Annotated in this window: 23 protein-coding genes, 2 pseudogenes and 2 riboswitches; of the genes and pseudogenes, 4 read left to right on the top strand and 21 right to left on the bottom strand. The window is 38.6% G+C overall.

Annotated features, from left to right (window positions below):
- Positions 1–139: 139 nt before the first annotated feature.
- Positions 140–320, bottom strand: a riboswitch (cobalamin riboswitch).
- 220 nt (positions 321–540) lie between these two features.
- Both M3182_RS12895 and M3182_RS12900 read right to left on the bottom strand, forming a co-directional pair.
- Positions 541–960: a universal stress protein gene (locus M3182_RS12895; protein ID WP_251558354.1), complete on the bottom strand. Its 420-nt coding sequence runs from the start codon at positions 958–960 to the stop codon at positions 541–543.
- A gap of 22 nt (positions 961–982) precedes the next feature.
- Entirely contained in the window at positions 983–2,440 is a 1,458-nt protein-coding gene (locus M3182_RS12900; RefSeq protein ID WP_251558356.1) for a SulP family inorganic anion transporter, read from the bottom strand.
- Between the two features lie 443 nt (positions 2,441–2,883).
- On the opposite strand from M3182_RS12900, the gene M3182_RS12905 reads away from it, so the two are divergent.
- Complete coding sequence (locus M3182_RS12905) at positions 2,884–3,426, top strand: recombinase family protein (protein WP_251558358.1); 543 nt, start codon at positions 2,884–2,886, stop codon at positions 3,424–3,426.
- A 93-nt stretch (positions 3,427–3,519) separates the two neighbouring features.
- Here M3182_RS12905 and M3182_RS12910 read toward each other — a convergent pair whose 3' ends face one another.
- The 3 genes and pseudogenes from M3182_RS12910 to M3182_RS12920 form a co-directional block, all read right to left on the bottom strand.
- Positions 3,520–3,954 carry a universal stress protein gene (locus M3182_RS12910; RefSeq protein ID WP_251558360.1) on the bottom strand — a complete coding sequence of 145 codons (435 nt, stop codon included), beginning with the start codon at positions 3,952–3,954 and terminating at the stop codon, positions 3,520–3,522.
- Between the two features lie 427 nt (positions 3,955–4,381).
- The gene (locus tag M3182_RS12915) at positions 4,382–5,788 is read right to left on the bottom strand and encodes an MFS transporter (RefSeq protein WP_251558488.1); all 1,407 of its coding nucleotides are present in this window, start codon (positions 5,786–5,788) and stop codon (positions 4,382–4,384) included.
- Between the two features lie 606 nt (positions 5,789–6,394).
- Positions 6,395–6,750, bottom strand: a pseudogene (locus M3182_RS12920) (MFS transporter); the annotation flags it as partial.
- Between the two features lie 526 nt (positions 6,751–7,276).
- Here M3182_RS12920 and M3182_RS12925 point away from each other — a divergent pair.
- Positions 7,277–8,281 carry a M14 family metallopeptidase gene (locus tag M3182_RS12925; protein ID WP_251558362.1) on the top strand — a complete coding sequence of 335 codons (1,005 nt, stop codon included), beginning with the start codon at positions 7,277–7,279 and terminating at the stop codon, positions 8,279–8,281.
- 228 nt (positions 8,282–8,509) lie between these two features.
- Here M3182_RS12925 and M3182_RS12930 read toward each other — a convergent pair whose 3' ends face one another.
- Both M3182_RS12930 and M3182_RS12935 read right to left on the bottom strand, forming a co-directional pair.
- Positions 8,510–9,448 (bottom strand): ABC transporter substrate-binding protein, encoded by a 939-nt coding sequence (locus tag M3182_RS12930; RefSeq protein ID WP_251427371.1) that lies wholly within the window; start codon positions 9,446–9,448, stop codon positions 8,510–8,512.
- Positions 9,438–9,995 carry a hypothetical protein gene (locus M3182_RS12935; RefSeq protein ID WP_285868010.1) on the bottom strand — a complete coding sequence of 186 codons (558 nt, stop codon included), beginning with the start codon at positions 9,993–9,995 and terminating at the stop codon, positions 9,438–9,440. Before M3182_RS12935 ends, M3182_RS12930 begins: the two co-directional genes overlap by 11 nt.
- A gap of 207 nt (positions 9,996–10,202) precedes the next feature.
- Positions 10,203–10,393: riboswitch (cobalamin riboswitch) on the bottom strand.
- Positions 10,394–10,502: 109 nt separating this feature from the next.
- On the opposite strand from M3182_RS12935, the gene M3182_RS12940 reads away from it, so the two are divergent.
- Positions 10,503–10,688, top strand: coding sequence for a hypothetical protein (locus M3182_RS12940; protein ID WP_251427368.1), 186 nt, complete (start codon positions 10,503–10,505; stop codon positions 10,686–10,688).
- Between the two features lie 69 nt (positions 10,689–10,757).
- Here the strand turns inward: M3182_RS12940 and M3182_RS12945 are convergent, their stop codons facing one another.
- The 6 genes from M3182_RS12945 to M3182_RS12970 all read right to left on the bottom strand — a co-directional run bounded on the left by M3182_RS12945 (position 10,758) and on the right by M3182_RS12970 (position 15,992).
- On the bottom strand, positions 10,758–11,201 hold the full coding sequence (locus M3182_RS12945; protein WP_251427365.1) for a hypothetical protein: 444 nt from the start codon (positions 11,199–11,201) through the stop codon (positions 10,758–10,760).
- 501 nt (positions 11,202–11,702) lie between these two features.
- Entirely contained in the window at positions 11,703–12,695 is a 993-nt protein-coding gene (gene bioB / locus M3182_RS12950) for a biotin synthase BioB (RefSeq protein WP_251558364.1), read from the bottom strand.
- Positions 12,696–12,706: 11 nt separating this feature from the next.
- A complete protein-coding gene (locus M3182_RS12955; RefSeq protein ID WP_251427359.1) occupies positions 12,707–13,300 on the bottom strand; it encodes a biotin transporter BioY in 594 nt (197 codons plus the stop codon).
- A gap of 119 nt (positions 13,301–13,419) precedes the next feature.
- Positions 13,420–14,448 (bottom strand): multifunctional transcriptional regulator/nicotinamide-nucleotide adenylyltransferase/ribosylnicotinamide kinase NadR, encoded by a 1,029-nt coding sequence (gene nadR, locus M3182_RS12960; protein WP_251427356.1) that lies wholly within the window; start codon positions 14,446–14,448, stop codon positions 13,420–13,422.
- A gap of 3 nt (positions 14,449–14,451) precedes the next feature.
- Positions 14,452–15,141, bottom strand: a complete 690-nt coding sequence (pnuC, locus tag M3182_RS12965) for a nicotinamide riboside transporter PnuC (RefSeq protein WP_251427353.1) — start codon at positions 15,139–15,141, stop codon at positions 14,452–14,454.
- Positions 15,142–15,200: 59 nt separating this feature from the next.
- Positions 15,201–15,992 carry an NUDIX domain-containing protein gene (locus M3182_RS12970; protein WP_251558366.1) on the bottom strand — a complete coding sequence of 264 codons (792 nt, stop codon included), beginning with the start codon at positions 15,990–15,992 and terminating at the stop codon, positions 15,201–15,203.
- A 437-nt stretch (positions 15,993–16,429) separates the two neighbouring features.
- On the opposite strand from M3182_RS12970, the gene M3182_RS12975 reads away from it, so the two are divergent.
- The gene (locus M3182_RS12975; RefSeq protein WP_251427347.1) at positions 16,430–17,092 is read left to right on the top strand and encodes a CBS domain-containing protein; all 663 of its coding nucleotides are present in this window, start codon (positions 16,430–16,432) and stop codon (positions 17,090–17,092) included.
- A 149-nt stretch (positions 17,093–17,241) separates the two neighbouring features.
- Here M3182_RS12975 and M3182_RS12980 read toward each other — a convergent pair.
- The 8 genes and pseudogenes from M3182_RS12980 to M3182_RS13015 form a co-directional block, all read right to left on the bottom strand.
- Positions 17,242–17,682, bottom strand: a pseudogene (locus tag M3182_RS12980) (HIT family protein); the annotation flags it as partial.
- 585 nt (positions 17,683–18,267) lie between these two features.
- Positions 18,268–19,449 (bottom strand): sulfite reductase subunit alpha, encoded by a 1,182-nt coding sequence (locus M3182_RS12985; protein ID WP_251427340.1) that lies wholly within the window; start codon positions 19,447–19,449, stop codon positions 18,268–18,270.
- A 194-nt stretch (positions 19,450–19,643) separates the two neighbouring features.
- A complete protein-coding gene (locus tag M3182_RS12990) occupies positions 19,644–21,077 on the bottom strand; it encodes an IS1182 family transposase (protein ID WP_251558368.1) in 1,434 nt (477 codons plus the stop codon).
- 315 nt (positions 21,078–21,392) lie between these two features.
- The gene (locus M3182_RS12995) at positions 21,393–22,511 is read right to left on the bottom strand and encodes an alkene reductase (RefSeq protein ID WP_251427334.1); all 1,119 of its coding nucleotides are present in this window, start codon (positions 22,509–22,511) and stop codon (positions 21,393–21,395) included.
- A gap of 111 nt (positions 22,512–22,622) precedes the next feature.
- Positions 22,623–23,597, bottom strand: coding sequence for an NAD(P)H-dependent flavin oxidoreductase (locus M3182_RS13000; protein WP_251427331.1), 975 nt, complete (start codon positions 23,595–23,597; stop codon positions 22,623–22,625).
- A 150-nt stretch (positions 23,598–23,747) separates the two neighbouring features.
- The gene (locus tag M3182_RS13005; protein WP_251558370.1) at positions 23,748–24,566 is read right to left on the bottom strand and encodes an MBL fold metallo-hydrolase; all 819 of its coding nucleotides are present in this window, start codon (positions 24,564–24,566) and stop codon (positions 23,748–23,750) included.
- 56 nt (positions 24,567–24,622) lie between these two features.
- Complete coding sequence (locus M3182_RS13010; RefSeq protein ID WP_251558372.1) at positions 24,623–25,054, bottom strand: MarR family winged helix-turn-helix transcriptional regulator; 432 nt, start codon at positions 25,052–25,054, stop codon at positions 24,623–24,625.
- Positions 25,055–25,213: 159 nt separating this feature from the next.
- Entirely contained in the window at positions 25,214–25,636 is a 423-nt protein-coding gene (locus tag M3182_RS13015) for a DUF4395 domain-containing protein (protein ID WP_251558374.1), read from the bottom strand.
- Between the last annotated feature and the right edge of the window lie 2 nt (positions 25,637–25,638).

A 25,638-nucleotide genomic window follows, 5' to 3' on the forward strand; every position in this document is an offset into this window, starting at 1 on the left:
AATGATTATTTTTACACGCAAAAAACCCATCTATAAGCTAAGATGGGTTGGATAAACGTAGAATAATCTAGGAACACAGTTTAACCTATACTGTGAATCTATGAATACCCTCGTTTTACCTTCCCAACTCCCGAAGAAGATAATACATATAAAAATGGCAGGTCTCCTGACTTATGCTTCTTCCTACTCTAAGCCCTTCCCATCTTAGTAGACAGTGGATTTGCTTATTTCGTCAGCAATTACAGTTGCGGGTACAGTTCTGGGATTTCACCAGATTCCCTATTAACGTCTATTTAGACACCACTTTTATTGGCAATATCTATATTTAGTGTTTATATTTTTAATAAACACCATATATTGTATCACTAACTATAATATACTATTTTTGCTTTGGCAAGTCCTTTTCTAGGATTCTCCAATACTGATTTTTAAAAAGGCTTCCTGAACTTCCTATGCGTGTTCAAAAAGGAAAAGACCACCCAACATTACGTGTTGAGTGGTCTAAAAAACTATAAGAATACAATTCACCTATTCTAGTGATTATTTTATAATCAACACAGGACAATTCACGCGCTTTACAACTTTATGGCTGACACTGCCCAACACCATTTCTTGTAAGCCGTTTAGTCCCCGACTCCCAATCACAACCAAATCGAATTTTTCTTTATTGGCATAGTCGACAATTGTCGGACCGGGATCGCCGTGTAATATTTTCACTTCATAATCAATCAGATTCTCTTTCATCAAGTCTTCGGCTGGCTGAATCCAACCTCTTCTTACCTGTTCTAGCTCCGCTTTTCCCTGCGCATGCAAAACTTCCTTTTTCGCTTTCGAGAAATCAGCAATATAGAGTAGTTCTACCTTACTAGCTTTATCCAATGAAGCGATTTTGACCGCTTCAGCTGCTGCGCGATAGGAATGTAATGACCCATCAATGGCGACCAATATTCTCTTGTACACCTTCACCACTCCATCATTGTGCTTAATGTGTAGAAGCTTTTGGATCATTAAAAACAGCCAATTGATCAACAAGTTTTTTACTTGCGGCATTGAGGTTTTTAATCGTGACTTGATTGTGATTCTCTCGATACTTCATGACTACTTTATCAATTGCGCCGACAGCTGAGTCATCCCAAACATGGGCCGTTGTGAAATCAATCACGATGTTTTTCTTTTCAACTGATATATCGAACGCATCTACAAAAGCGTCAACAGAAGCAAAGAATAATTGTCCTTCCACTTGAAACGTAATTTGATTGTCTTCCTCTTGTTTCAGAACCTTCATGGTGGAAATTTTAGCTACAAAGAAAATTGCACTTAAAATAACCCCGGCAATCACTCCTTTTGAAAGGTCATGAGTTGCGACCACAATCGCTACTGTCACTAACATAACAAGTGCGTCTGTTTTTGGTGCTTTGCGCAGATAGCTGAAAGAAGACCAATCAAATGTTCCAATTGAAACCATAATCATGATTCCAACAAGAACAGGCATGGGAATTTGAACAACCAATTCACCTAAGACAATGATTAGGAACATCAAAAAGACACCAGCAACAAGAGTGGATAAGCGACTACGACCACCTGATTTAACGTTGATTACGGATTGACCGATCATTGCACAGCCAGCCATACCACCAAAGAAACCAGTTACCACGTTCGCAATCCCTTGGCCCCTTGCTTCTAGGTTTTTATTACTTGTTGTATCTGTCATATCATCCACGATGGATGCTGTTAACAAACTTTCTAGTAAACCAACAATCGCTAACGCAATTGCATAAGGGAAAATAATCGCCAAGGTTTCAAAGTTGAACGGGACAGTCGGAATTAAGAAAGTTGGCAATGATTGTGTAATCGCCCCAAGATCTCCAACCGTACGTAAATCAGCATTTGAATAAAGAGCAATCGATGTTAACGCGACAATCGCAATTAATGGAGCCGGAATCGCCTTGAAAAATCTAGGCACAACATACACAATCAACAAGGTAATCGCTACGAATACATAGGTCATATTGTTAATCCCAATAAAGTGTGGGACTTGTGCCATAAAAATTAAGATCGCTAACGAATTGACAAAGCCAATCATGACAGCCCGTGGGATAAACCTCATTAATTTTGCTATTTTAAACACACCGAAAAGGATTTGGATAACCCCTGTCAAAATAGTAGCTGCAAATAAATACTCGACTCCATGATCACGAATTAACGGGGCCATTACCAATGCCATTGCGCCAGTCGCTGCCGAAATCATTCCCGGTCGACCACCTGCAAACGCGATAATGACAGCCATTGTGAAGGAGGCATATAACCCAACCATTGGGTCCACTCCAGCAATAATCGAAAAGGCGATGGCTTCGGGGATCAACGCCAAAGCAACCACAATTCCAGCAAGGACATCCCCTTTTATATTGGAAAACCAATCAACCTTAATCTTTTCAAACACTGCACATACCTCCAATTTATATTTTTATAGTTTTAGATAAAGTGAAACTTCATTCAGTAGGTGTTTCTCCAACTCCCACTGAATTTTCGTCACGTATAGCCTGATTGATTTTTCAGCTTTCAGTTGATCCCCACATCCTTTTTGGGTCTTACCCTAGTCTTGAGGTGGGGCTCTTACTGCCAGTTAAAGCGGGAACAACACTATTAGCCGAATAAAAACCACTTGAACAGTCTATCACCTTTTTTCCCAAAATGGAACCATTATGGGAATATTTTTTTGTAAGCTTTGTGGTATAATCATGTTAAGGTTAAAGATCCTTTGAAACAGTGATAAGCGCTGAAAAAAATCATACAATACGGTAAAATAAATTAATAGTTTCTTTCTAAAGCAACAAGTGTATGAAAAAGAACTTTATGCAAGATTGATTCAATAGGAGTTTTGTCATGTTAATTGGATATATAAGACCGTCCATAGTGGACCCAAACGGTACAAGCCAACGTGAAAAATTAACAACATTAGGTTGTGAACTATTTTTTGAAGAAAATCATTCCTCCCCTAAAAAAAGAGTTGAACTAAAAAATATGATGAACACCTTGAAACAAGGGGACAAACTCATCATCAATAGACTTTCTACCCTCGCTGACTCTACACGCCATCTTGTTGAGTTATTTGAAATGATCGGTAAAAAGGGGGCAAACCTTTATTGTATTCAAGAAGACCTTGATACTAGCAAGGAAGCAGGATACAGTTTTCAAAGCGTTTTGAAACATATTGTTGACTTTCAAAGTGACTTAATCAGCGAAAGAACAAAACAAGGGTTATCGGAAGCAAAGAAAAAAGGGGTTTCAACTGGAAGACCTAGGAAACCGGATGAAAATGTCGCCCGGGCGATTGACATGTACCAAAGCAATCAATATACTCTTGCCCAAATTAAAGAAGCAACCGGCATCAGCAAATCGACACTGTATCGATATTTGGAACAATAAACATTTGGTGTGGGAAGAAAAGCGAATTTAGTTGAAAACAAATAAAAAAGCGCTTGTCCGTGACTCATTCACGAAACAAGCGCTTCTATCGTTTCACTTTACAACTAATACTGGACAGTTTGCTTTATGAAGCACATAGTTACTGACACTCCCTAAGACCATTTCCTTCAGTCCGTGCAACCCTCGATTTCCAATGAAAATAAAATCCACATCATTCACTCTGACAAATTCTTCGATGACTTCAGCCGGATAACCGTCCAATATATATGTCCTCGTCTTATTAGATAGTGTTGATAACTTCTGCTCTACTTCTTTCCTTATTTCCTGTGCTTCTTGTTGGCGAAGTTCATACTTGGCTAGCAATGACACAGAGTGAACACTATAAACCACCTCCGGTTTAATGACCATAACTACATCAATCACAATCTCTTCGTTTTGGCTCGCCATTGTCATGGCCATGTCTAACGCCTTTTGACTAGATTCAGAGTGATCATAGGCAACAACCATTCTAGTACAAATCCCTTTCATTAATACCCTCTCCTTTCCCTCACTTCATGTCCATCTATGTCGAACTCCAAATTGGAATGAGCTTCTCGATGACTACACTTTTATTGTAACTTAAGCCGTAGTTTTATTTTCGACATTAGCAATATTGTCAATAAACCGCCATTAATTTATGTAAATATTCTTACAAATCTTGCTTTTGAACATAAAGTGTAACTTCATTCAGTGGGGGGTATCCCCTACTGAATGATAGTCATGCGTAGCCTGATTGATGTTTCTAAAGGCTTAAAGCCCTAAGAAAGGATCTTGCTTCACCAATCGGGCTTTTTACTGGCAGTTGATCCCCACCTATTCTTACTAGTTCTTCCTTAAATCTTGTTTTTTGAGGTCTTGCTGCCAGTTAATGCGGGATAAAAAAACGTTGATGCAGTATTGCACCAACGATCCATTGTTAGTAAAAGCGTTCTTGCTTATGTATCTTGTTGAGACGAAGAGAGAAGTAAAGAAAACAGACATTAAAAAAGGTCAGACCAATCATCCCGATAAAAACATTGCTATACATCACACTCTCAAATTGAGCAAATGTAAGGGGGTTCAGCTTAATTTCCGTCTGATAATCTAGTATTCTCCCAATGATCGCACTACCAAATGCCCCCGCCATAAAATTGGTTAAATTATAAATCCCCATGCCCACACCAAGTACATGACTAGGCAATGTGGACGAAATTAAGCTAGCCGTCCCCGTCTGAATAAAGGGAAATGCAATATAACTAATAATAACAATTATACTAATGACCCAAGCTGCTGTTCCAATAAAGGTAGATAAAAGAAAAAAACCTAACGCCATTAAGCTAAACGCTAAAAAAATAACCTGCTGACTACCCCATAAATCATTTAGAATGCCTGCCCATTTGCCCGTATAAGCAGCCGCTATTGCACCCGGAAACAGGGTAAGACCAATCAAGAGCGTATTTAACCCATTTACTTCACTTAACAAAAGCGGCAACATAAACATCATGCCAAACATCGTCATAATTGCAAAGAAAAATGAAATAATCGTGGTTCGAAAAGGAATATTTTTAAACAAGTCAGGATGGATAAACGGCTCAGGATGATGATGAATTCTCCAAAGAAATAGTAGCAAAAAAATCAGACTAGAGACGAAGTACTCCCACACAAAGGTTGTAATAACTAAAATGAGTGACGCGGAGGCACAAGCAATCAGCATCGCACCGAGAATATCGACTTTCCCCTCTTTCTTCTCCTCTTTCGGCATCCACATTTGAAAAAATGGGATCGTTAACAAAACAAAAACAGAAATTAAAAATAAAAATTGCCAGTTTAAGGCCCCGGCAATAAATCCACCTAATACCGGACCAATACCGGAGGCAAAAGCCATTGTACTGGAAACAATCCCCAAAACCCTCCCGCGTTCTTCTGGAAAATACCGCGTGGGAACAATAAAAACGAGTGCGACAATCGACGATGCTCCGGATGCTTGAACTAATCTTGCGAAGATGACCGTTAAATAATTCGGAGCAAAAAACCCCAGAATGGAACCTGTTGCGAATAAGCATAAGCCCAACGTCAACAATGTTTTTAAAGGGTAAAAATCCGCTAATTTCCCATACATTAGCGCACCGATGGCGTAAAGGATGATATATCCCGTTACAACCCAACTTACCTGCGAAGGCATAAGTGAAAACGACTTCGCGATATCTGGAACAGCTATCATAAACATCGTTCCGTTCATAACGGAAAATAACAAAACGGAGCATATTAAAAACAAGAGCTTTCTTTTTTCCGCCTTGCTTAAAACACTCTCAACGCTATTCATCTGACCAGCAAGTGTTGTCACTTTTGCCAAAACTCCCTTACCTTTTATTTACATATCTCCTTTTTATAATAACAGAATAATCTGAAAAGGTTAAATCAAAGAATCTGGCATTAAAAGTTCAACTGTTTAGCACTGTCTTTGGAAGCTTCGATGTAACCGCCCAACCGTAATAAACAACTGTTTGGTTCTATTTTATGTAACAATAGGGGCTTGAAACGCATGCCCCTAATAGAAGAGGTTCTTTTAGTGTTAATTCCTGTCGAATGAAAACTTCATTTTACATCGCAATTTTGTATTGAATGGAAATCTAGCCTTGAACTCTTTTTCAAATCTCATTTTTGTATCCGTTTCCCTATGCTTCTTAGACACATCTAATCCCCCTTTCTATTCGATTCCTTCTAATTTATGCTCCACTTACTTTATGTGCTTGTACTCCATCCTAGTAACTGAAAACTCGTCTTTTGAAGTATATGACTTACCTAGTTTTAAAAGAGCCAACTACTAAACTGAGCCGGCTCGTCATTCCTATTTTGTTTGTTCTTGAACAACTGGTTTACCTGTTTCTAAAGGATTTTGTTTATCCCTAAGAAGAACGAGAGGACAAACATGAGCAACCCTGTTCCGATGTCCAAGGGCACGTATACCTGCCATCAAAAATAGCAACCAAATTTCCTCATATCCCATCATGAAAACAATCGCGAGAATGAGCGTTGATAACGCAATCATCCCATCAGCAATCACAATCAATTTTATGCGGTTATACCGATCTGCCCAAACACCAGCTACTGGTGATACAGGAAGGTAGGAATAAATCCACAAATAATGTACAAAGTCATCATCATTCCAGACTCTGTTTGAAGCATGACATACCACATCATCGCATATTGAACCAAAGACGCCCCAAACAAGGAAACCGTCTGACTACTTAAAAAAAGGATGATGTTCCTTTTCCAATTTTCCAAACGATATTCTGTTGTATTCATGTTTTCACGACCTTCTATCAATCGCTTATTAGTTAACCTTGTTTTTATCAATAAAAGAGTAAAAACTGCATGATGCTTTTCCTCCTTTTCGAATAATAAAAATTTACAGACCAAGCGCATGTGAAAAGAATAAGTGGATAAAGCCATCTTTAAGCTATTTGCTTTGAAAGAAAGGAATTACTCAGATTATCAAAAATTAGTATGTGAAAATAGAAAACAGTGCCGTACTGTCTTTTCCTTTAGTTTGAATAAACCATGAGGATGGTAAAAAAGAACAGTCTTATCCCTTGTATTCTGTTATCACCTACAGAGCTTTTAACCATATTCAATTACTGATCCAAGTTACGATATGGAGTCTGATTGAATGCATTTTTACTGCTCCTTCTAACAAAACTAAGAAATGATAGGATTCATTATAAGGGGGCACAACTATACTATCAAAGCCCTTTTGCCTTTAACACCTATTTATTTCCCACTGAGAAAAGAGCCATAAATAAAGTGACATTACGTAAAAAGGAAGCTATGTATGAAATTTATTCTTGTTGTTTTATGCCTATGTTTTTTCCTTCATCCTACAAATAGTACAGCTCAAATTATTAATCCTTCTGAAGTATATTCTTATAATAAACTCCTACAAGATGCCATGGAACTTGCCTACGAATACCCAGAATGGATTAAGACCCAATCAATTGGAACCACGCCTTTCGGTAGAGACATCTTGGCCATTCGGTTGGGAACTGGAGAAACATCGATCTTATTACATGGAGCCCATCATGGTCGTGAGTGGATGACAAGCATACTGCTGATGAAAATGATAGAAACCTATGCAGAGGCAATTACAAATAAGGAAAATGTAGCAGGCTTTTCCCCTCATTTACTAGAGGAAGTATCGATTTGGTTCGTACCTATGCTGAATCCTGATGGAGTTACATTACAACAATTAGGCATTCACTCTTTTCCCGAAAAGATGCATGCACATTTACTAGAAATGAATGAAGGCTCGAAGGATTTCAAAAGATGGAAAGCCAATTTACAAGGCATTGATCTAAATCGCCAATATCCAGCTAATTGGGATCAGCTAAAAAGAGTGACCCTAAAACCATGTTACAAATTATTCAAAGGGAACTATCCCCTCGAAGCAAAAGAAGTACTCGCACTTTTTCATTTTACCTATCAAGTCAAACCGGAGATCGCAGTAGCTTATCATTCAAGTGGGAATGTTTTATTTTGGGGATATCATCAATGGGGGCTGACTCATACCACTGAGTATGCAAAAGATATTTATAAGATCGCTCAACCACTTTCAACTATTACAAACTATCCATTAAAAGAGCCTTCCTCTCATCAACAAGGAGGTGGTTATACAGATTGGTTTGTTCAGGAATTCAAAAAACCGGGCGTCACCATTGAGATTGGTGAGTTGATTGAAGATAATAGCCTTCCTCTCCAAGAGTTTCCTGATATTTGGGAACGCAATAAAGCAGTTGGATTATTTTTAGCGAGCAAAGCCTTGGACCAATCAAGGGACTGACAAAATGGCCAGTCCCTTTCGTCTTAATTAAGGCTCTTTTTCTCAAAGATTGTTGCTTTTTAAAGGAAATAAAGAATAATTTATCTATGATTCCATTCCAAAGATGTTTATAAGATGAGAAAAGAGCTTATAAACTAAGTAGTAACGCAGATAAAAACTTATTTCACGTAAAATCGGCTTTAGGATTTTAACAACAAACTTTACGAAAATAGCCTTATAAAAACAGCCTTATTTATAGAGCTCTGGATAAGCCATTTCTGCTACCATTTCGACCGCTTCAGCAATTCTAGGGCCTGGACGAGATAAAATATCACCATCTAATTGAAACACTTGTTCATTTTGAATGGCCTGGATTTCATTCCAACCATTCCGCCCTTTAATTTCTGCAAGTGGGTCTTCTGTATAATACACGGTTGTCGCGATAATCTCTGGGTTTCGCTTAATCACATCTTCTTCTGATAGTTTTATCCACCCTTCTTGATCTAAAAATACATTTTCAACACCAGCATGGTCGAGTATTTCCTGTTGAAAAGTGTTTTTTCCAGTTGTAAAAATTTCTGGAGCTGGACTAATTTCAAGGTAGACTTTCTTCGCTGATTCTATAACTTCTCCCGTTTTTTTCACATCTTCAATTCGTGACTGGATGTTCGCCACTAACTCTTCTCCGGTTTCTTCAACCCCCATTACTTTCGATATCTGTTTGATATCACTATAAACATCCTCAAAAGCACTCGCAGATTCAATCACGAATACTGGGATACCCGCTTCTTCTAACGGAGTTATGGCATTTTCATCGCCAATCGTATAAGCTATGACAACATCCGGATCCAATTCAATAATTCTTTCTGCATTAAACACTACCGTATCAGAAACCACTTCAATCTCACTTACTTCTTCAGGAAAATTATCAAATTCCGTCACACCAATTACTTTATCACCCACACCGATTTCAAAAAGTATTTCGGTATTACTTGGCTGTAAGGATACAACAGTTTCAGGTGTTTTTTCGAAAAGAATTTCCTTGCCACGGTCGTCGACCACACTATAAGCTTCGGTTTCTGTAGCTTTTGGAGTCTCTTCCAAACTTGTTTCATTAGATTGACAACCGGCTAAAAATAATAACAGAAAAATTCCAGCTAACCATTTACACAATTTGTTATTGTTCATTTTCACTCTTCCTCTTCTTTCCTTTAAATGAATTTGGATACGATTTACTAATGAATGGGATTTCCTTAATCCCTTCTTGTTTATTTACATACACAGCCATGACAAATAAAACATTGGCCATTAGATGAGCGTAATCGAAAAGAATTTCAGGGACATCTCTTTCTAAACTTACCTTATGTAAAGCACGGACAGATTTTTTGGCTTCACTGCGACATACATGAAGTGCACAAGCCGCTGTGCTGCCTTGAGGTAGTACAAACGATTGAATCCGATCTTCAACTTCTGATACATAAAAATCATACTTATCACTTAAGCGCTTCAAATTTGCCTCACTAATCGCTACCTTCCCCCTTGCTGACCCATTTAAATGGTAAGCCATTGGTAGGAGTTCCATTAAATCCTTTTGAACGACGGGAATCTTCTTTGTTAAGGATGCTGCCTCACCAATCCTTGTTGCAAGTGAATCTGTGCGTATTTCATAATCAACTGTCGAAGCCGCTTCCCTCATAAATGGATAACACAAGTACCGCATGTCTTTTTTTGTCAATTTCTTGCCCCCTTATTATTTTTGTGAATGATCTTAAAGAACAACTCTTCGGGAAACATGAAAATAACAACAGCTGTGTTTTCCTTCATCCAGTAAAAATGAGCGTAAAAAAACCGTCCATAACAATTGGACGGCGGAAACCCTTTTTCAGTAGAAAAGATTGGAAAAATGGAGCTGCCGTACAATCCTCTTTTATTCCGAAGAGCATAATACGATCAAGAAAAGGCAGGTCTCCTGGCTTATGCTTCACTTTACTTTAAGGCCTTCCCATTTGTTTCAAAACAAACAGTGGTATTCCTTATTTCATCAGCAATTACAGTTGCGGAAACAGCTTCGGTCTTACACCGAATTCCCTCTTAAGCTATTAAAAATATAGCACCTAATCTCTGCAAGATTTATTCACTTGTGCATTATTTTACCATAGACTATTAGTTTGTCTAGTACAATTGATGGTTTTCCAAAGGTTTAGCTACTTTCCATTAGGGTATTAGGTTACTAGAGGTGATAATGTTGAAAAACAAAATGGACAAGTCCTTCAACCCTAAAAACAGTTCAATGGCAAGAAATTTCACAGAAATAACTCAACTCGGAAAGCAAATGGAGAACCTCCCTACAAATACTGAAGTCAAAGAAGATGGAAAAATTCCTGACCCGATTCAAGAGAAAGAAAAAGTCATTGAAAATAAATATTAAAGTTTATAGGCAGCGTCTAACGGATGCTGCCTTTGTCTTGTTTACTTACTTAGCAAACAGAAAGGTGGACTATTCACTCACTATATATCTATTTTCACTTCCCAAAACAGCTTCAATCGGTCGCCAATACACCTTCTTAGCTGAAAGCCAGTACAATCCTTTTTGATAGTGTGGTTGCTCTGGAGAAAAATCCGCGGAATTCGCCCAATAAATAGCATCATCAAAAAATGCTATTTTCACATCAAAAATGATAGCATCATAATATCTTGTATGAGGCATCAAATGACACTCAATCACTTCCTCAAATTTCATTTCAATCGTAGAAGCTGGTAATTCACATTGACTTTGAAAATATAAATAAGCGGTAAACGTTGGTTCAACACTCATTCGATATTCTTCATCCACAAAACTATTCGTATGAATCATCATCTCTTTTAAACAACTATCATGAAAACCATCATACTGATTCAACAAGTTCTTGACCGATTTTTTATCTGTTAACTCATACCACACATAGTATCCCACCTTTCATTAGAGTCATTTTCCGCTTGAATAGGAGTATGTGTCAATCCCTTTCGTACTTGTCAGCCTGTTTCCATACTAGGGGTATTTCTCATATTTAGTGTAATTAAAAGGCTGTTTTCTTAAAGTTTGTTGTAAAATCCTAAAACCGATTTTAACGAGGAATAAGCCTTTCTCTGCGCTTCTACTTAGTTGTAAGCTCTTTTCGCCTCTTGAAAGCAAATTTGGAATGGAATCATAGCTAAATTATTCTATATTTCCTTTAAAAAGCAACAATTTTTGAGAAAAGAGCCAATTAAAAAGACTTAATAACACTAGCCTTATCTTGCGTTACCTTTTCGTCTTGTTCTTCCTTAATTGGGAACGCTAGACTTCTAGTGCGTGACAATCGTCGTATAAGGATTAAAACAAAACCTTTTACTAAGACTAAAAACAATCCCCAGCTCATAACAAAAGGAGAGGATGCTTATCTCCTCTCCTTCCTTCCATTTATTAATTGACTGTGGTAGATTCTTTCACGTAATCTATTTCAAATCCTAAGTCCTTCAGCATTTGATGATCAGCAGACTCTTCTTGTCCAGCCGTGGTTAAATAGTCGCCTACAAAAATAGAGTTCGCTGCGTATAAACCAAGAGGCTGAAGGCTCCGAAGATTAACTTCTCTTCCACCGGAAATCCGAATCTCTTTTGTTGGATTGATATAACGCATCAAAGCAAGAACCTTTAAGCAATATCTCGGATTTAACTCATTGGTGCCTTCTAGTGGCGTTCCGTCAATCGCATGCAAAAAATTAACTGGGATAGAGTCGGCATCTAACGCTTTTAAACTGCGTGCCATATCAATGACATCTTGTATAGTTTCTTTCATGCCAATAATGACACCGGAACAAGGAGAGATTCCTTTTTCCTTAATCAATTGTACGGTATTGATACGGTCTTCATACGTATGGGATGTGGTGATGGCTTCGTGGTGGTTTTCAGATGTGTTTAAATTGTGGTTATAGCGCTCGACGCCAGCCTCTTTTAGCTTTCCCGCTTGTTCAGGCTGTATCAACCCTAAACAAGCACAAATTTTTAAGTTGTATTTTTCTTTTATTTCCTTTACAGCTGATGCCACCTGGTCAATTTCTTTATCACTTGGGCCTCGTCCACTAGCAACAATACAATATGTACCAGCATTCAAGCGATGTGCTTGTTCCGCGCCTTTTAAAATGGCCTCTTTATCCATCATTTTATATTTTTGAATCGGAGCCGTCGAAATGCTAGATTGTGCACAATAGCCGCAGTTTTCCGGACATAACCCTGATTTTGCATTCACAATCATATTGAGTTTAACTTTATTCCCGAAATAATGCCGACGAATCAAATAAGCTCCATTCAATAATGTTAATAATTCAGTGTCTGAACTTGTCAAAATCGCAAGTGCCTCATTATTCGTTATTTCGCTTCCATCGATAACCTGCTGTGCGAGTTGTTTCCAGTTCATCTTCTCTCCTCCTATGCTGATTGTTTTATTTTTCTAAATGTACTCCGACTTAAAACAGAATACTCTAATCGATAAGCAAATACTCCTGCTAGAATGGATAGAATAATATCCTTTGGAAGCGGAACTGCCATCCATAACCAAGCCATTTGATAAGTAAAGCCTTCTGGTGCCGCTGCCCACAATATATAAGCAAAGTACATCCAATTGGTACCAAACAAATAATTGATGACCATTCCGACAAGGGAAGCAAAAACAAACATGTGTAGGGTTGACTTTTTCTCAACCATCTTCCCAACAACATATGCGACGAGAATAAACGATACAATGAACCCAAAATTTGGACTCACAATCGAACCAAAACCACCGCCAAATTTTGCAAACACCGGAGCACCAACTAAACCTAATGCCGCATAAACGATCATACTGATTGCACCTAGCCGACTCCCTAATACTGCTCCTGCTAAAACTGAAAAAAAGGTTTGCAGCGTAATTGGGACTCCACCAACGACCATAAACGGAACAATCGTTGTGATATTGGCCCCAATTGCCATTAGGGCCACGAACATCCCTGCTAGGCTAATTTCAAAAGCTGATAACTTTTTCATTAAGCATCCTCCCCTATCAAACTTTCAGACTATTAATTCTATTTAACAGAATAAAGGTTTTCTGTTTTTGTGTCAACTAATATTTGATTTGAGTTTACAAAAAGAAGTAGGGATATTCCCTACTTCCTATACCTTAATATTGCTCGAACTTCTTTTACGGCTTGTGCCAGCTTTTCGTGGTACGTCCCTGACAATGGAATAAATGGGAGTTTATTTTTTTGTAAAAGCATCTTAAGACGTTGATTGTTTTCCTCTCGTATTTCTTGCTTCCCATGCACTCTTAAACCATCATTTACCCATTTCACATCTGGTTCTAAGTAAAGCATAAGATCATAATTTTGGTTTTTCGCCATTTCATCTAGAATGGGATGAAAACTTCCATTGTACAGTTCTGAGTAAAATTGAGTAACGACTGCTTCGGTATCGATAAAAACAATTTTATTTGCCTTTTCAATTGCCTCTGCTTCCTTTACTTTATGGTGATAAGCTATAAGAGGATAATCTTCCTCAAGCATGATTCCTTCACAACCTCCGACTTTCTCACAAAAAGTTCTCCCGTATTCCTCAACGAAGGTAGTATTAAAAATTTTTGCTAGATTACGAGTAAGTGTCGATTTCCCACAACTTTCGGTCCCCAGTACAACCACTTTCTTCACAAAATGAGGTTTCACAACATCGGGAAGGAAATCCCAATACTGAAACACCCCATTTTCGCGTATTTTTGTTGCTGAAATAGGAACCATTTCGCGTTTCCCATCAATTATGATATGTGTAGAATGAGGATAAAGATTGGCAAAAATACCCTCATATGCCCGCTCAGAGCTGAATACATAATCGATAGGTTTCCCTATCTTTCTTTTAATCTCAAAGGCTCCTTCATGCCAATTATAATCTTTATCCCCATTAGAATCCTCAACAGCCAACACCTTAACATGTTCCATATCCTTTACTAGCTGGTGAAGCCACCTAAAGCGGACCCGACTCTCAATATAATCTATGTTTGTATTCTTACACAATTCTTTATCTCGATTTTCACTATGCGATAATACCACATACAATTCATCAACCATTGTAGAGGCTTGAATAATCGCATAAACATGACCTAGATGGAGTGGCAAGAACTTTCCTCCGTAAAATCCCACCGTCATTGTTTACGCCACCTTTCTCATTTGCTTTTTATAAACATTCATCCAGTTGTAATAGCCGTAGACACTATTAATTAAGAAGGCAGACCACATTACAAGCATTGATAAATCATTTCCTCCCTGTATGGCTAGGACAGTGATCCATAACAAAATCGATAGTACATTCACGGTAATCCAGAACAACCATTGCTCAGCATACCGCTGCAGCATTAACACTTGCGCAATAATAGAAAGAATTGTCGTTGCTGAATCAATCCAAACGCTCTTCCCCCCTAATTGAGATAATAGAAAGGCATAGAACACAAACAACACTGTAAAGGTAGCTAAAACTTTCATCCAACTTTTTGAGGTTAATCGTTTAACCTGGATATCTTCACCCTTCACCTTTTCACTCACTTGATTTCTCCTCCATAGAGCCATTCCAATAAATTGAAGTGGGAAATAAAACAAAGCGTTCAACATTGTTTCTCCATATAACCCATAACTGAAAGAAAGATATGCATAGGTAGCTGTTTGGATAATGCCAAAATAATAATTAGCGATTTTCCCTTTTGCTGCTAAAACGACACAAAACATACCAGTAATGGAGGTAATTAACCCCAAAAAGGAATCATCCCACCTAAAAAGCAAATAAAAATTAATCAGCGTAAACACCAAAAGCCAACTTTTTTCAAATAAAGTCCAGTTTCTAAACATAGTTATCCTCTCCTTTAATTATCAATTTGCAATTTGTTAATTATTGATCCTAAAAAAATTTAGTAAATCGAAAGCGTTGGTTTGAAATCTTTGAAGCGGAACATCCGTGTTGAGCGTTTTGCCGTTCTAGTCGTTGTTTTTACTTCACCTTTATGATTTTTAGCTACTTCTAAAAATGGATATTTCGGTGCATCGCGGACAAAAGCAGATTCATTCGTGACACCTGGGTCTTCACTTACAAGTAAAAGCACACTTCGTAGTTCAGATAAGGTAAACTCTGTTGGTAGAAATTCCTTCGCAACCGTCGTTTGTAAGAGTTCTCTCTTTATTACTTCAAACGCGTCAGAAATAATTTCCTTATGGTCGAATGCTAATTCAAGTTTTTCAATTTCCTCTTTTGTAAACAATTCAACATTTTGCGCATCTGAAGCTGCTTTTCGCTCACGCAAATGTTCTTCAGTGACAATCGCATAAAATGCATTCGAGACAATCCACCCCCGTGGGTCACGGCCAGGTCGATCATAGATATTAAAATGTTTTAAATGAATATTTCTGACTCCTGCTTCTTCCTTCAGTTCACGTAATGCCGTTTGAAAAGCCGTCTCATTTGGCCGAACAAAACCACCAGGTAAGGCCCATTTTTCCGCTGCAATATTCGGTTCACCCTCCTGATCCAATTCGGCTCGTTGAATCAAAACCAACTTTAAACTAGCTTCTGGAGGTTTATGTGCCTCGGGATACATCAATTCGATGGTAAAAACGGCAATATCACTTGTATAACCATCCGGAGTAATATAGTTCCTCGAATGATAATGTTGTAATACTTCATTTTCATTTTTATATTTTGCCATGAGGTTTCACCTCCACCGATTTTTAATTTGCAAATTGTTAATTATAATCTTGGTGTTATTATATCCTATTTCACAAGAAAGGTGCAATCTTTTTATACGTATTCGAGATCAGTTTCTACTCTTTCTGTTCAAATCCAGATAAACTTTCATTACATTTCTACTTACTCATTCTATTGCATAAAAAGATTCTATTTATTTCATTGATTAAAGGAATTAACACATTAACAGCGAATATATTAGTTGGGGCAACGATATATACATAACCGCGAAACAAAATTAGTTGTATATAAGGATAGAACATTGATCACCATCATCCAGTTTATCATCTATTCATCTACCCTTGTATCATCACCCTCTAGATACCCTATTTTCGGAAACAGAAAAATCATATTTTAATTTAGATTATAAATCCACTATGTCATTAAGGGGGAACAAACATGTTTGTTCGCAATGTGTATGTAGAAAAACACAAGGTCACTTTCTGCCCAAGTTCTTATACAACGAGAGAAGCACTTGATTTGCTTCGGAAAACCGGTTTTCGGTGTATTCCTGTTGTCGATACAGAGAAAAACCAGTATAAAGGACAAATTTATAAAGTACATTTGTTGGAGCATTTATATGAAAACGGTGGAAAATCAGAGGATTCTGTATTAAAAGTAGTCAAAGAAAAGGATTCTTCGATTAGCAGAGATAGCTCTTTAAGTCTTGCGCTGTTAAGGATTGATCGATTGCCATTTTTAGCTGTCACGAACGATGATGGAGAATTCTTAGGAATTATCACCCATTCAGTACTCATGGACTTATTCCGCGACGGGTTTGGAATGAAAACAGGTGGTTATTGCTTTACGGTCTCAATTTGGGAACAGACTGGCGCATTCCTAAAACTTTTAAAACTACTAAAATCGTTTAATATTGAAGGAGCGCATACATTTGGGAACGGAAACGAATTAGTTCGCCGTCTCACATTTACCATCGCAGAAGACAACGAGGAAGTTATTTTAAAACTAAAAGAACGGATTGAAAAAGCTGGTTTTCGCGTCCTTCACGTTGAAAAAATTGAACATGATCACAAAGCAGTTGTCGTTAATATACGTGAATAAGCCCTCAATAGCTTCTGGAAATAACAGATTTCCCGGGGAAGCGCAACAAATGACAACCTAGTGTCTATTTCGACACCACTTTTGTAGAAAATAAGCGCTAATAAGCAGATTTTAGCGAAAAAAGCGGTCGAACCTAATAAGGGAGAGGATTAAATCATCTTTCTAATCCTCTCCCTCATTTTTGTTGCTGTTTCTGCAAGCTTTTCTTTTGTTTCAGCATTATTAAAAGGTTCATCTAGATAAAAAAGAGCAAAGTTTTGATGTTGATACCTTGGAACAACATGCATATGAAAATGTGTTAAATCACTAAATACACCGCCATTTTGACAAACTGTAATCCCCTCAGGCTGAAACAACTTTTTTTGTACTTTCGAAAGAAGCTTTGCCGCCTGCATGATCGCAATCCCCATCTCATTTTCCAAGTGATCAAAATCCTCCACATGCCTCTTTGGAAGAATGAGCACATGGCCCTCATTAAACGGATCGCCATCTAAAATGCAGCAAACCCATTTATCTTCATAAACAACGTGAACCGGTAATTTTTTAGCTGCTAACAAACAGCCCAGGCATTCACTCATCTCGATTCCCCTTCTCGAATTTTTCTTTCAGAACAATTATATCAATTTATGGTAGAGTTTCTCACTTTTAAAGATAAAAGAGTAAAATTGATATTTTCATCGATTAATAAGCTCCCTTCATTCTCAGACTGTAGTACTTAGATAAACTTTCCAGTATATCGAATCGGCCCACTTTAATATGGAGAGTTGTATACAGAAATGATATTTTCGAGTGGATGGGGGATATTTTGTTTCTATTGTTTATATTCGTGGTAACTAGTTTTCTCGGTTACCTTTTATTACCTTTAAACGAACTAGGTTATGTGCTTGCTTTTAGGATGATCGTCGGCTGCCTTGTTAGAATCATCTATTTATTAAAAGAAATTCAGCAACAACTTTTCAGTAAATAGGTGTATCGCACCTAGGTTAAACAAAACAATCCATGAGGTAACCATCTTATGTTCCCAATCCCACTAAAAAACAACCGCCTCTCCTCCAAAATAGGGGCAGAAACGGTTGTTTTATTTTATCAATTAAAAACTTAATCCCTAACGAAATAAAAATTATTGAGTTAAAATCACTTTAAGATTTTAACAACATCCCTTACGAAAACAGGAATTAATAGACATCACGTAAATAACGCTTGTCTTCTTTTTGCATGGCCGTAACATAAGCTTCTGCATCCTCACGGCTCATTTTGCCTTCTTTTTCAACAATGGTAATCAGGGTTTCATGGACATCTTTTGCCATATACTGTTTATCGCCACAAACATAGAAATAAGCGCCGTTCTTAAGCCACTCGTATAATTCCTTACTATTTTCTAACATTTTGTGCTGTACATATACTTTTTGTTCGGTGTCACGCGAGAAAGCCGCATCGACTTTCGTTAAAGACCCAGCTTCTTGATATGCAGTTAATTCATCTTCGTAAAGGAAATCAGATGCTGCATGTTGGTCTCCGAAAAACAACCATGAACGCCCTGTTGCCCCCGTTGCTACGCGCTCTTCAATGAATGACCGAAATGGGGCAATACCAGTTCCTGGTCCAACCATAATAATATCGGTTTCTGGGCTATCAGGTAGATGAAAATGTTTATTTTTTTGGATAAACACTGGAAGCCTGTCTCCTACTTCAGTCCGTTCAGCACATTGAACTGAACATACTCCTTTACGGTCACGGCCATGAGCAGTGTAACGTACCGCGCCAATTGTTAAATGTACTTCGTCTGGATGAGCATTCATGCTGCTTGCAATTGAATATAGTCGAGGTGGCATCTTACGTAATAAACCAAGCAATTCTTGAGCTGTCGCCTTCCAAGGACCGAATTCACGTAAAAGATCTAGGAAATCACGTCCTTCAAGATAATTTTTAAGTTCATCAACATTTTCAGGGTGAACTAAGCTTTGAAGCGTTTCACTATCTGAAAATGCAGCTGCTTGCTGAACAATTTTTTTATTTAGTAGCGTTATTTCAAAGTGCGTCAAAAGCGCTTTTTTTAGAGTAAGTGTTTCACCCTGCTTGTTAATGGTAATCGCTTCGTTTGGATCCCATTTCATTTCCTCAAGAACTGCATCAACTAACGCTGGGTCATTCTCTGGTAAAATGCCAAGGCAATCCCCAGGGCCATAAGAAAGACCTGATCCTTTTAAGGACAGTTCAATATGTCTAGTTTCTTTACTAGAGCCTGCTCCATTTAAATTTCTATTATTGAGCACTGATGCTCGGAAAGGATTTGTTCTTGAATAAGTTGTTGGCACATTTTTATTTTCTGTTTTTGTATCTACATAAAGTACCATCATCTTCACCTCACAAAATATTCTACTGTGAGGATAGCATAGCACAAAAATGTCTGCTGTGTTCTTTTTCACACTTTTTCAAATTATTGTCACTATTCTTTTTAAAAAAACTCTTGGTAAGTTGGTGCTACAAAAACAAAAGGAAACAGCGAATGCTGCTTCCTCAGTTTGTAGACAAAAAGAGGTTCGGAATGCTCTCATTCCGAACCTTTTTTGTTTTTTATTAATTTTAATGAGTTTTCATAAAAACGTGGAGATCCCAAACCTATTTTGTAGGCCGGTACCGGACCTTTCCAAATCCAGTTGGCCATCTTTTTCAGATTCAGGGCAGCGAAAGTAAGCATCGCCTGCATGGACAATTTTTTAAGCCCCCTCAGGGTTGTCCAACGCATACCATGCTTCTCTTTTGCATCCGCAAATACACGCTCAATCGTTTCCTTGCGTTTCGTGTAAATCTCTTTTACTTTTTGTTTATGTCTCAGGTGGTCAGCTTCTTCCACATACTCCTGCCAGATATGTCTTGTGACCACCTTTTGGTGGTCCTTGCTTTCTGTACATTGGGCAAGAAACGGACAGGAGGCACAAATGAGTTTTGGTGATTTATATTCTCGGTATCCCTCTTTGTTCGTGGTCGTATACTTTAGAATTTCACCAGCTGGGCATAAGTAACAATCGTAGTGTTCGTCATAAACATAGTCATGCTTTCTAAAGAAGCCTTCCTTCGTCCGTGGTCGTGTATAAGGCAAAGCTGGTGTCATCTCGTTTTGAATTAGGAATTTTGCAATGGCGGGTGTTTTATAAGCTGCATCTGCGGCAATCGCTTCAGGCTTTCCGAAATTCTTCATCACTTGTTTCACCAAAGGCTCAAGGACCACGCTGTCATGCGTATTGCCTGGTGTCACTATCGTACCCAGGACAAACCCTTTGCGGTCGGAGGCCGCATGAAAGGAATACGCGAACTGTTTCGTCCGTTCGTCCTTGACATAGTAACCGCTGTCCGGATCTGTAGTGCTCTCTTTAATTACCTTGGTTTCATCCTTGTTAAATTTTTCAGGCGGGAAAGGCTTTTTCCCGTGCTCCTCCCGATCCTGATTGATTTCTTCCTGAAGGCGCTCCTGATATGCACGTGTTTCCTTTCGGACCACTTTCTTCTCAAATTTATGCTTATTCGCACTAGCTTTTACGTGAGTGGAATCGATAAAGACATGTTCGGCACTGATTAGTTTCTTTTCCGCTGCGACCTTTAGAATTCGATAAAAGATCTGTTCAAACAAATCGCTATCTTGGAAACGGCGCTTATAGTTCTTACCGAAAGTAGAGAAGTGGGGTACTTTATCATAGAATCCGTAACCTAGAAACCAGCGGTAAGCCAGATTTGTTTCCACTTCTGCGATTGTTTGGCGCATAGAACGGATGCCGAAGGTATACTGAATGAAGGTGAGTTTGATTAAAATAACAGGATCTATGCTTGGGCGGCCCACTTCCGAATAAACATCTTTTACCAGATCATATATGAAAGAGAAATCAAGGGCTGCTTCCATCTTCCGGACCAAATGGTCCTGGGGAACGAGCTGGTCTAAAGCAACCATTTCAAGTTGGTCTCGTTGGATTGGATTGTTTTTCGATAGCATCTTCATCACCTCAAGCATTAAATATATATCAATTTTAAAATAGCCGAGGTTTTACGGCTACATGAATTTTTGAAAACCTGTTGATTGGAGTGGAAGGCGCGAAGACTCCTGCGGGATCAGCGGGACAGGTGAGACCCCGCAGGAGCAATAGCGACGAGGAGGCTCACCGCACGCCCCGCGGAAAGCGAAGCGCCTGGAACGGAAATCAACAGTACTCATTAATACCCAAAATAAAAAGACTGCAGGCAAGCTCGATTTCATACGAGTTTGTCTACAGTCTGAGGAAACAGCGAATGCTGCTTCCTAACCTTTATTTTAAATCAATATCGGTAAATGTTTCCGAGCTTCATACTCTTCTAATTCCTCACCATTTTTCAATCGGTTTATAAAATCAGGGTTCGAAATTAACGGTCTTCCAAAAGCAGCAACATCGATAGTACCTTCTTCTAATGCTTCTTCTGCCGTTCCTGGATCCAATGTCCCTACTCCGATAATGATGCCATCCCAATATTTGCGTACAAGTTGATGCATCGTTTTTCCATCTACTAGTACTCGTGTAAAATCCATTGTCGACGGGTGTAGCAAAGTTGCCCCCACTTCCTTAAACGCTTCAACAAATGTCCGAATCGCTTCTTCAGGGTCTTCCCACATATAAGTAGGCACATCACTTTTATGAGCAGAGAAGCGAATCACCGTTCGGTCTGTACCCACTGCCTCAATGACAGCCTTCGTTACTTCTTTCATAAGCGTTAATCTTTGTCCTAAATCTCCACCATACTTGTCTTTACGTTTATTCGAGAGATCGGAATTAAATTGGTCAATCAAATACCCATGTGCACCGTGAATTTCGACCCCATCAAAACCAGCTTCAATCGCATTTTTACCAGCCTGAGCAAATTGATCGACCAATTGCTGAATATCTTCTACTGTCATCGCTTCAGGGACATCATAAGGCTTTCTAAAACGCGGAACCCTTCCTTCTGCTGCAATCGCCGACGGTGCTTGAGGTGGGTACCCTAATGTTAGCTCATGATGGGACAGACGACCAACATGCCAAAGCTGAGCAATAATCGTACCACCTTCGTTATGTACAGCTTCGGTTACTTTTTTCCACGCCTCCACTTGATCTTTTGTGTATAATCCTGGAACTTGCGGATTCCCCTTAGCTCGTGGGCTAACTAATATTCCTTCCGTAATAATTAACCCAACTCCGTCAGCAGCGCGCTTGCGGTAATATTCCACCACATCTTCCCCTACGACACCCGTCTCATCATCAGCAAAACAACGAGTCATTGGCGCCATTGCCGTGCGTGTTTTGAGATTCCACGCTCCAATTTTAACTGGTTCAAATATAATACTTTCCGCACCATTCCTTAATTTTTTCCAAGAATAGGTTTCCGTTGCCTGATAGATTCCTTTTGTTGCCTGCTTCATTTGGTTACCTCCAAAAATTTTGAATGAAGTGAGTAAATTTCTATTCCTCATATGTAAAGTTCAAGAAAAGCGCTGTTTTGTTCCACAACACTTTCCTTGATAAGTTTCACTTTAAGCAAAAACTTGTGTCGTTTGAATCAAGCGTTCTCTTGCTTCCGTATATTCACGGTGCAGCTTATCTACATACTCTGCTGCACTGGTAATCTCTTTAACAGCACCAATGCCTTGCCCACTTCCCCATATATCTTTCCATGCTTTTGCTTTTCCATCTCCACCAAAATTCATCTTAGATGGATCCGATTCTGGAAGGTTATCTGGATCTAGACCAGCTGCTCGAATGGAAGGAGCTAGATAGTTCCCATGAACACCTGTAAATAAATTGCTATAAACAATATCATCAGATGTGCTTTCAACAATTGCTTTTTTATAGTCCTCAGCTGCACGTGCTTCGTACGTCGCAATGAACGGAGAACCTATGTAAGCAAAGTCCGCTCCCAGTGCTTGCGCTGATAGGACAGCGCTTCCATTTGCAATGGACCCAGACAAAGCAAGCGGTCCATCAAACCACTCTCGAATTTCTTGAATCAATGCAAACGGACTTTTGTTCCCAGCATGTCCGCCAGCACCAGCAGCAACAGCGATTAACCCGTCTGCTCCTTTTTCAATTGCCTTATGTGCAAACTTATTATTGATTACATCATGCAAGACAACGCCGCCATAACTGTGTGCCGCAACATTAATTTCTTCACGGGCACCAAGTGATGAAATAATAATCGGAACTTTGTATTTCGCACATAACTCCATATCCTGTTCAAGACGGTCATTGGATTTGTGAACAATCTGGTTAATGGCAAAAGGTGCTGCTGGTCGCTCAGGATTACGAGCATTATAGGCTGCAAGTTCTTCGGTAATTTCCGCTAACCACTCATCCAATTGAGAAGCCGGTCTTGCATTCAACGCTGGCATCGAACCTACAATTCCCGCCTTACATTGTTCAATCACCAATTTCGGGTTGCTAATAATGAACAACGGGGAACCAATCACAGGGATTCTCAAGCTTTTAAGAATTTCTGGAACTTTTGACATATGTATATCCTCCATTCTTTGTTTTGAAATCAAGCAATCTTGTATCCTACTAACCAGTTAGTTTAGTTAATTTAAAATTACCGCATACAGATAGAGCCGTCAACCTAAATTCAGAATGCAATGAAAATACTGTAAAGTTAAATCTCCTCATTAAAGCTGCTTAACATCAATTCCTTCCTCCGCTAGGACCGATGTGATAATGTGGACAGAATCCCATTCTCCGCTGGAAACTTCAATGATTGGATATTTAGTCGGGAACAGCTTGTCATTAATTTCTGCAACGGACCGTCCTTGATGATATAAATGTTTTACTTCACCAGTAATATTTTCTAGATAGTCCAGCTTTTGCCGCAATAAAGCTTTGCCGTTTTCATGATAGCCGGAATGACAGCAATACATCGGACCAAAATCGTAATCTAGCAAGGTTCGAATTGATTCCATTGTCACCGGGGTAGACTCACTGGCCATTATTACTTTCGTTCTTGGCGAGACAAATAAATCTCCAGAAAACATGCGCCCTGTTTTTTTATTAAATAAGGCAACATGGTCTTCGGCATGTCCTGGAGTATAAATTACCTCCCACTCTTCTGTACGCGATTGAATTTTGTTCGCTAATGGACTAGCCCTGAATTCACGTCTAATCCCCCATGTCTTTTGCCGATATTTTGGATAATTACAAGGTTCGGCACATAAGTGAACGCCTTTTTCATGGACAAAAATAGGCACCTCATGATTTTCCTGAATCCATGCAGCTGTCCCTGAATGATCCTCATGGCTATGAGTTAAGGTCACAAGGTCAAAAGAGTGTTCCTTATAGAAAAGGATAATTTCTGATTCAATACATTGAGGACCAGTATCAATAATCATGCCATCTACTAAAAAGAGATATACTGTTCCGGCTTTTTGACCAATTTTGACGACGTCACCTTTAAAACAAATAACCTCTTCCTTTACATTAATTTGAGGCATATTGCTTGCTTCCTCTCCTTTCTGATACTAGTTTAGGACGAATATCATCATCAAACCTACATCCGCACTTTTTTCTTAATACCAATTTCAAAAAGCATTTCTCTAAAACACTGAACCTTGTCAGCGTCAAATTGTGACATCACTTCATCATTCATTTCATTCATTTTTTTAATTAATGGGGCCTCTAAAGACCTGCCTTTTTCAGTTAAAAACACTCGTTTATTGCGGCGATCTTTTTGGTCAATTCGTCGCTGAATTAATCCATTCTGTTCTAATCGATCAATCACTCCTGTAATCGTAGCACTATCGATTAGTAGTCGGTTCGCTAACACAAAGCCGTATTCGCCATCCCTTTCCCAAAGCAATCGCAGAAGAGCGAATTGAACGGGTGTCACTCCATATGGAGCTAACTTTGCCTTGCTGATTTGCTTAACATGTTGCAATGCTTTTCCAAGAAGAAAATGAATACAAAGATCTGTCTCTTCCATTCGAATCCTCCTGTTTAAAGAATTTTCTGATTAATAAGAATATAGCACAGAGTTATTCTCTTGTATACTAATAATTTGCCTGCTAGGAAACTAACTTAGAAGTAATTTTTTTTAGTAATTAAAAAGAGACAACTTAATATGAAAAGTTGTCTCCACCCATTATGCGGTTCTTCGATATTTATATTGTTTCCATTGAAAAAGAATAAAGCAGCCAATGCAAAAACCAAGAATGGCGATAAAAGCTGCGATGGCAACCATTCCGGTAAACACATAACCAATGACTGTCCAATTCATTAAAAAGCTAACATAGCCGATGCCAAGACAGGTGACAGCAATTTTCTGGTTAAATTGTTGTTGTTCCCAATCCTCCGGAATGTACGATTTCAATTCTTTGCGGAGAAAGTGCTTAGCTATTTCCATTATGGGATTATATCCGAAAAAAAGCCCCAATAGTCCAGCAATAAAAGGTATTAATAAAATCCACGCTTGTCCTGTTGCCCAAGTCAGTAAAACACTAATGACAATTACAGTTTGATTGGTCTTCACAAGTGGACGCGGAATCGAACGAAGTGTATCATTCATTT

The sequence above is a fragment of the Mesobacillus maritimus genome (genome assembly GCF_023715205.1).
GTDB lineage: Bacteria > Bacillota > Bacilli > Bacillales > Cytobacillaceae > Mesobacillus_B > Mesobacillus_B maritimus_C.

Excerpts from the sequence above, each read along its gene's own strand:
- M3182_RS12905 (WP_251558358.1), top strand. The coding sequence starts at position 2,884 with ATGTTAATTGGATATATAAGACCGTCCATAGTGGACCCAAACGGTACA.
- M3182_RS12910 (WP_251558360.1), bottom strand. The coding sequence starts at position 3,954 with ATGAAAGGGATTTGTACTAGAATGGTTGTTGCCTATGATCACTCTGAA.
- M3182_RS12925 (WP_251558362.1), top strand. The coding sequence starts at position 7,277 with ATGAAATTTATTCTTGTTGTTTTATGCCTATGTTTTTTCCTTCATCCT.
- M3182_RS12930 (WP_251427371.1), bottom strand. The coding sequence starts at position 9,448 with ATGAACAATAACAAATTGTGTAAATGGTTAGCTGGAATTTTTCTGTTA.
- M3182_RS12940 (WP_251427368.1), top strand. The coding sequence starts at position 10,503 with ATGTTGAAAAACAAAATGGACAAGTCCTTCAACCCTAAAAACAGTTCA.
- bioB (WP_251558364.1), bottom strand. The coding sequence starts at position 12,695 with ATGAACTGGAAACAACTCGCACAGCAGGTTATCGATGGAAGCGAAATA.
- M3182_RS12955 (WP_251427359.1), bottom strand. The coding sequence starts at position 13,300 with ATGAAAAAGTTATCAGCTTTTGAAATTAGCCTAGCAGGGATGTTCGTG.
- nadR (WP_251427356.1), bottom strand. The coding sequence starts at position 14,448 with ATGACGGTGGGATTTTACGGAGGAAAGTTCTTGCCACTCCATCTAGGT.
- pnuC (WP_251427353.1), bottom strand. The coding sequence starts at position 15,141 with ATGTTTAGAAACTGGACTTTATTTGAAAAAAGTTGGCTTTTGGTGTTT.
- M3182_RS12970 (WP_251558366.1), bottom strand. The coding sequence starts at position 15,992 with ATGGCAAAATATAAAAATGAAAATGAAGTATTACAACATTATCATTCG.
- M3182_RS12975 (WP_251427347.1), top strand. The coding sequence starts at position 16,430 with ATGTTTGTTCGCAATGTGTATGTAGAAAAACACAAGGTCACTTTCTGC.
- M3182_RS12985 (WP_251427340.1), bottom strand. The coding sequence starts at position 19,449 with ATGATGGTACTTTATGTAGATACAAAAACAGAAAATAAAAATGTGCCA.
- M3182_RS12990 (WP_251558368.1), bottom strand. The coding sequence starts at position 21,077 with ATGCTATCGAAAAACAATCCAATCCAACGAGACCAACTTGAAATGGTT.
- M3182_RS12995 (WP_251427334.1), bottom strand. The coding sequence starts at position 22,511 with ATGAAGCAGGCAACAAAAGGAATCTATCAGGCAACGGAAACCTATTCT.
- M3182_RS13000 (WP_251427331.1), bottom strand. The coding sequence starts at position 23,597 with ATGTCAAAAGTTCCAGAAATTCTTAAAAGCTTGAGAATCCCTGTGATT.
- M3182_RS13005 (WP_251558370.1), bottom strand. The coding sequence starts at position 24,566 with ATGCCTCAAATTAATGTAAAGGAAGAGGTTATTTGTTTTAAAGGTGAC.
- M3182_RS13010 (WP_251558372.1), bottom strand. The coding sequence starts at position 25,054 with ATGGAAGAGACAGATCTTTGTATTCATTTTCTTCTTGGAAAAGCATTG.
- M3182_RS13015 (WP_251558374.1), bottom strand. The coding sequence starts at position 25,636 with ATGAATGATACACTTCGTTCGATTCCGCGTCCACTTGTGAAGACCAAT.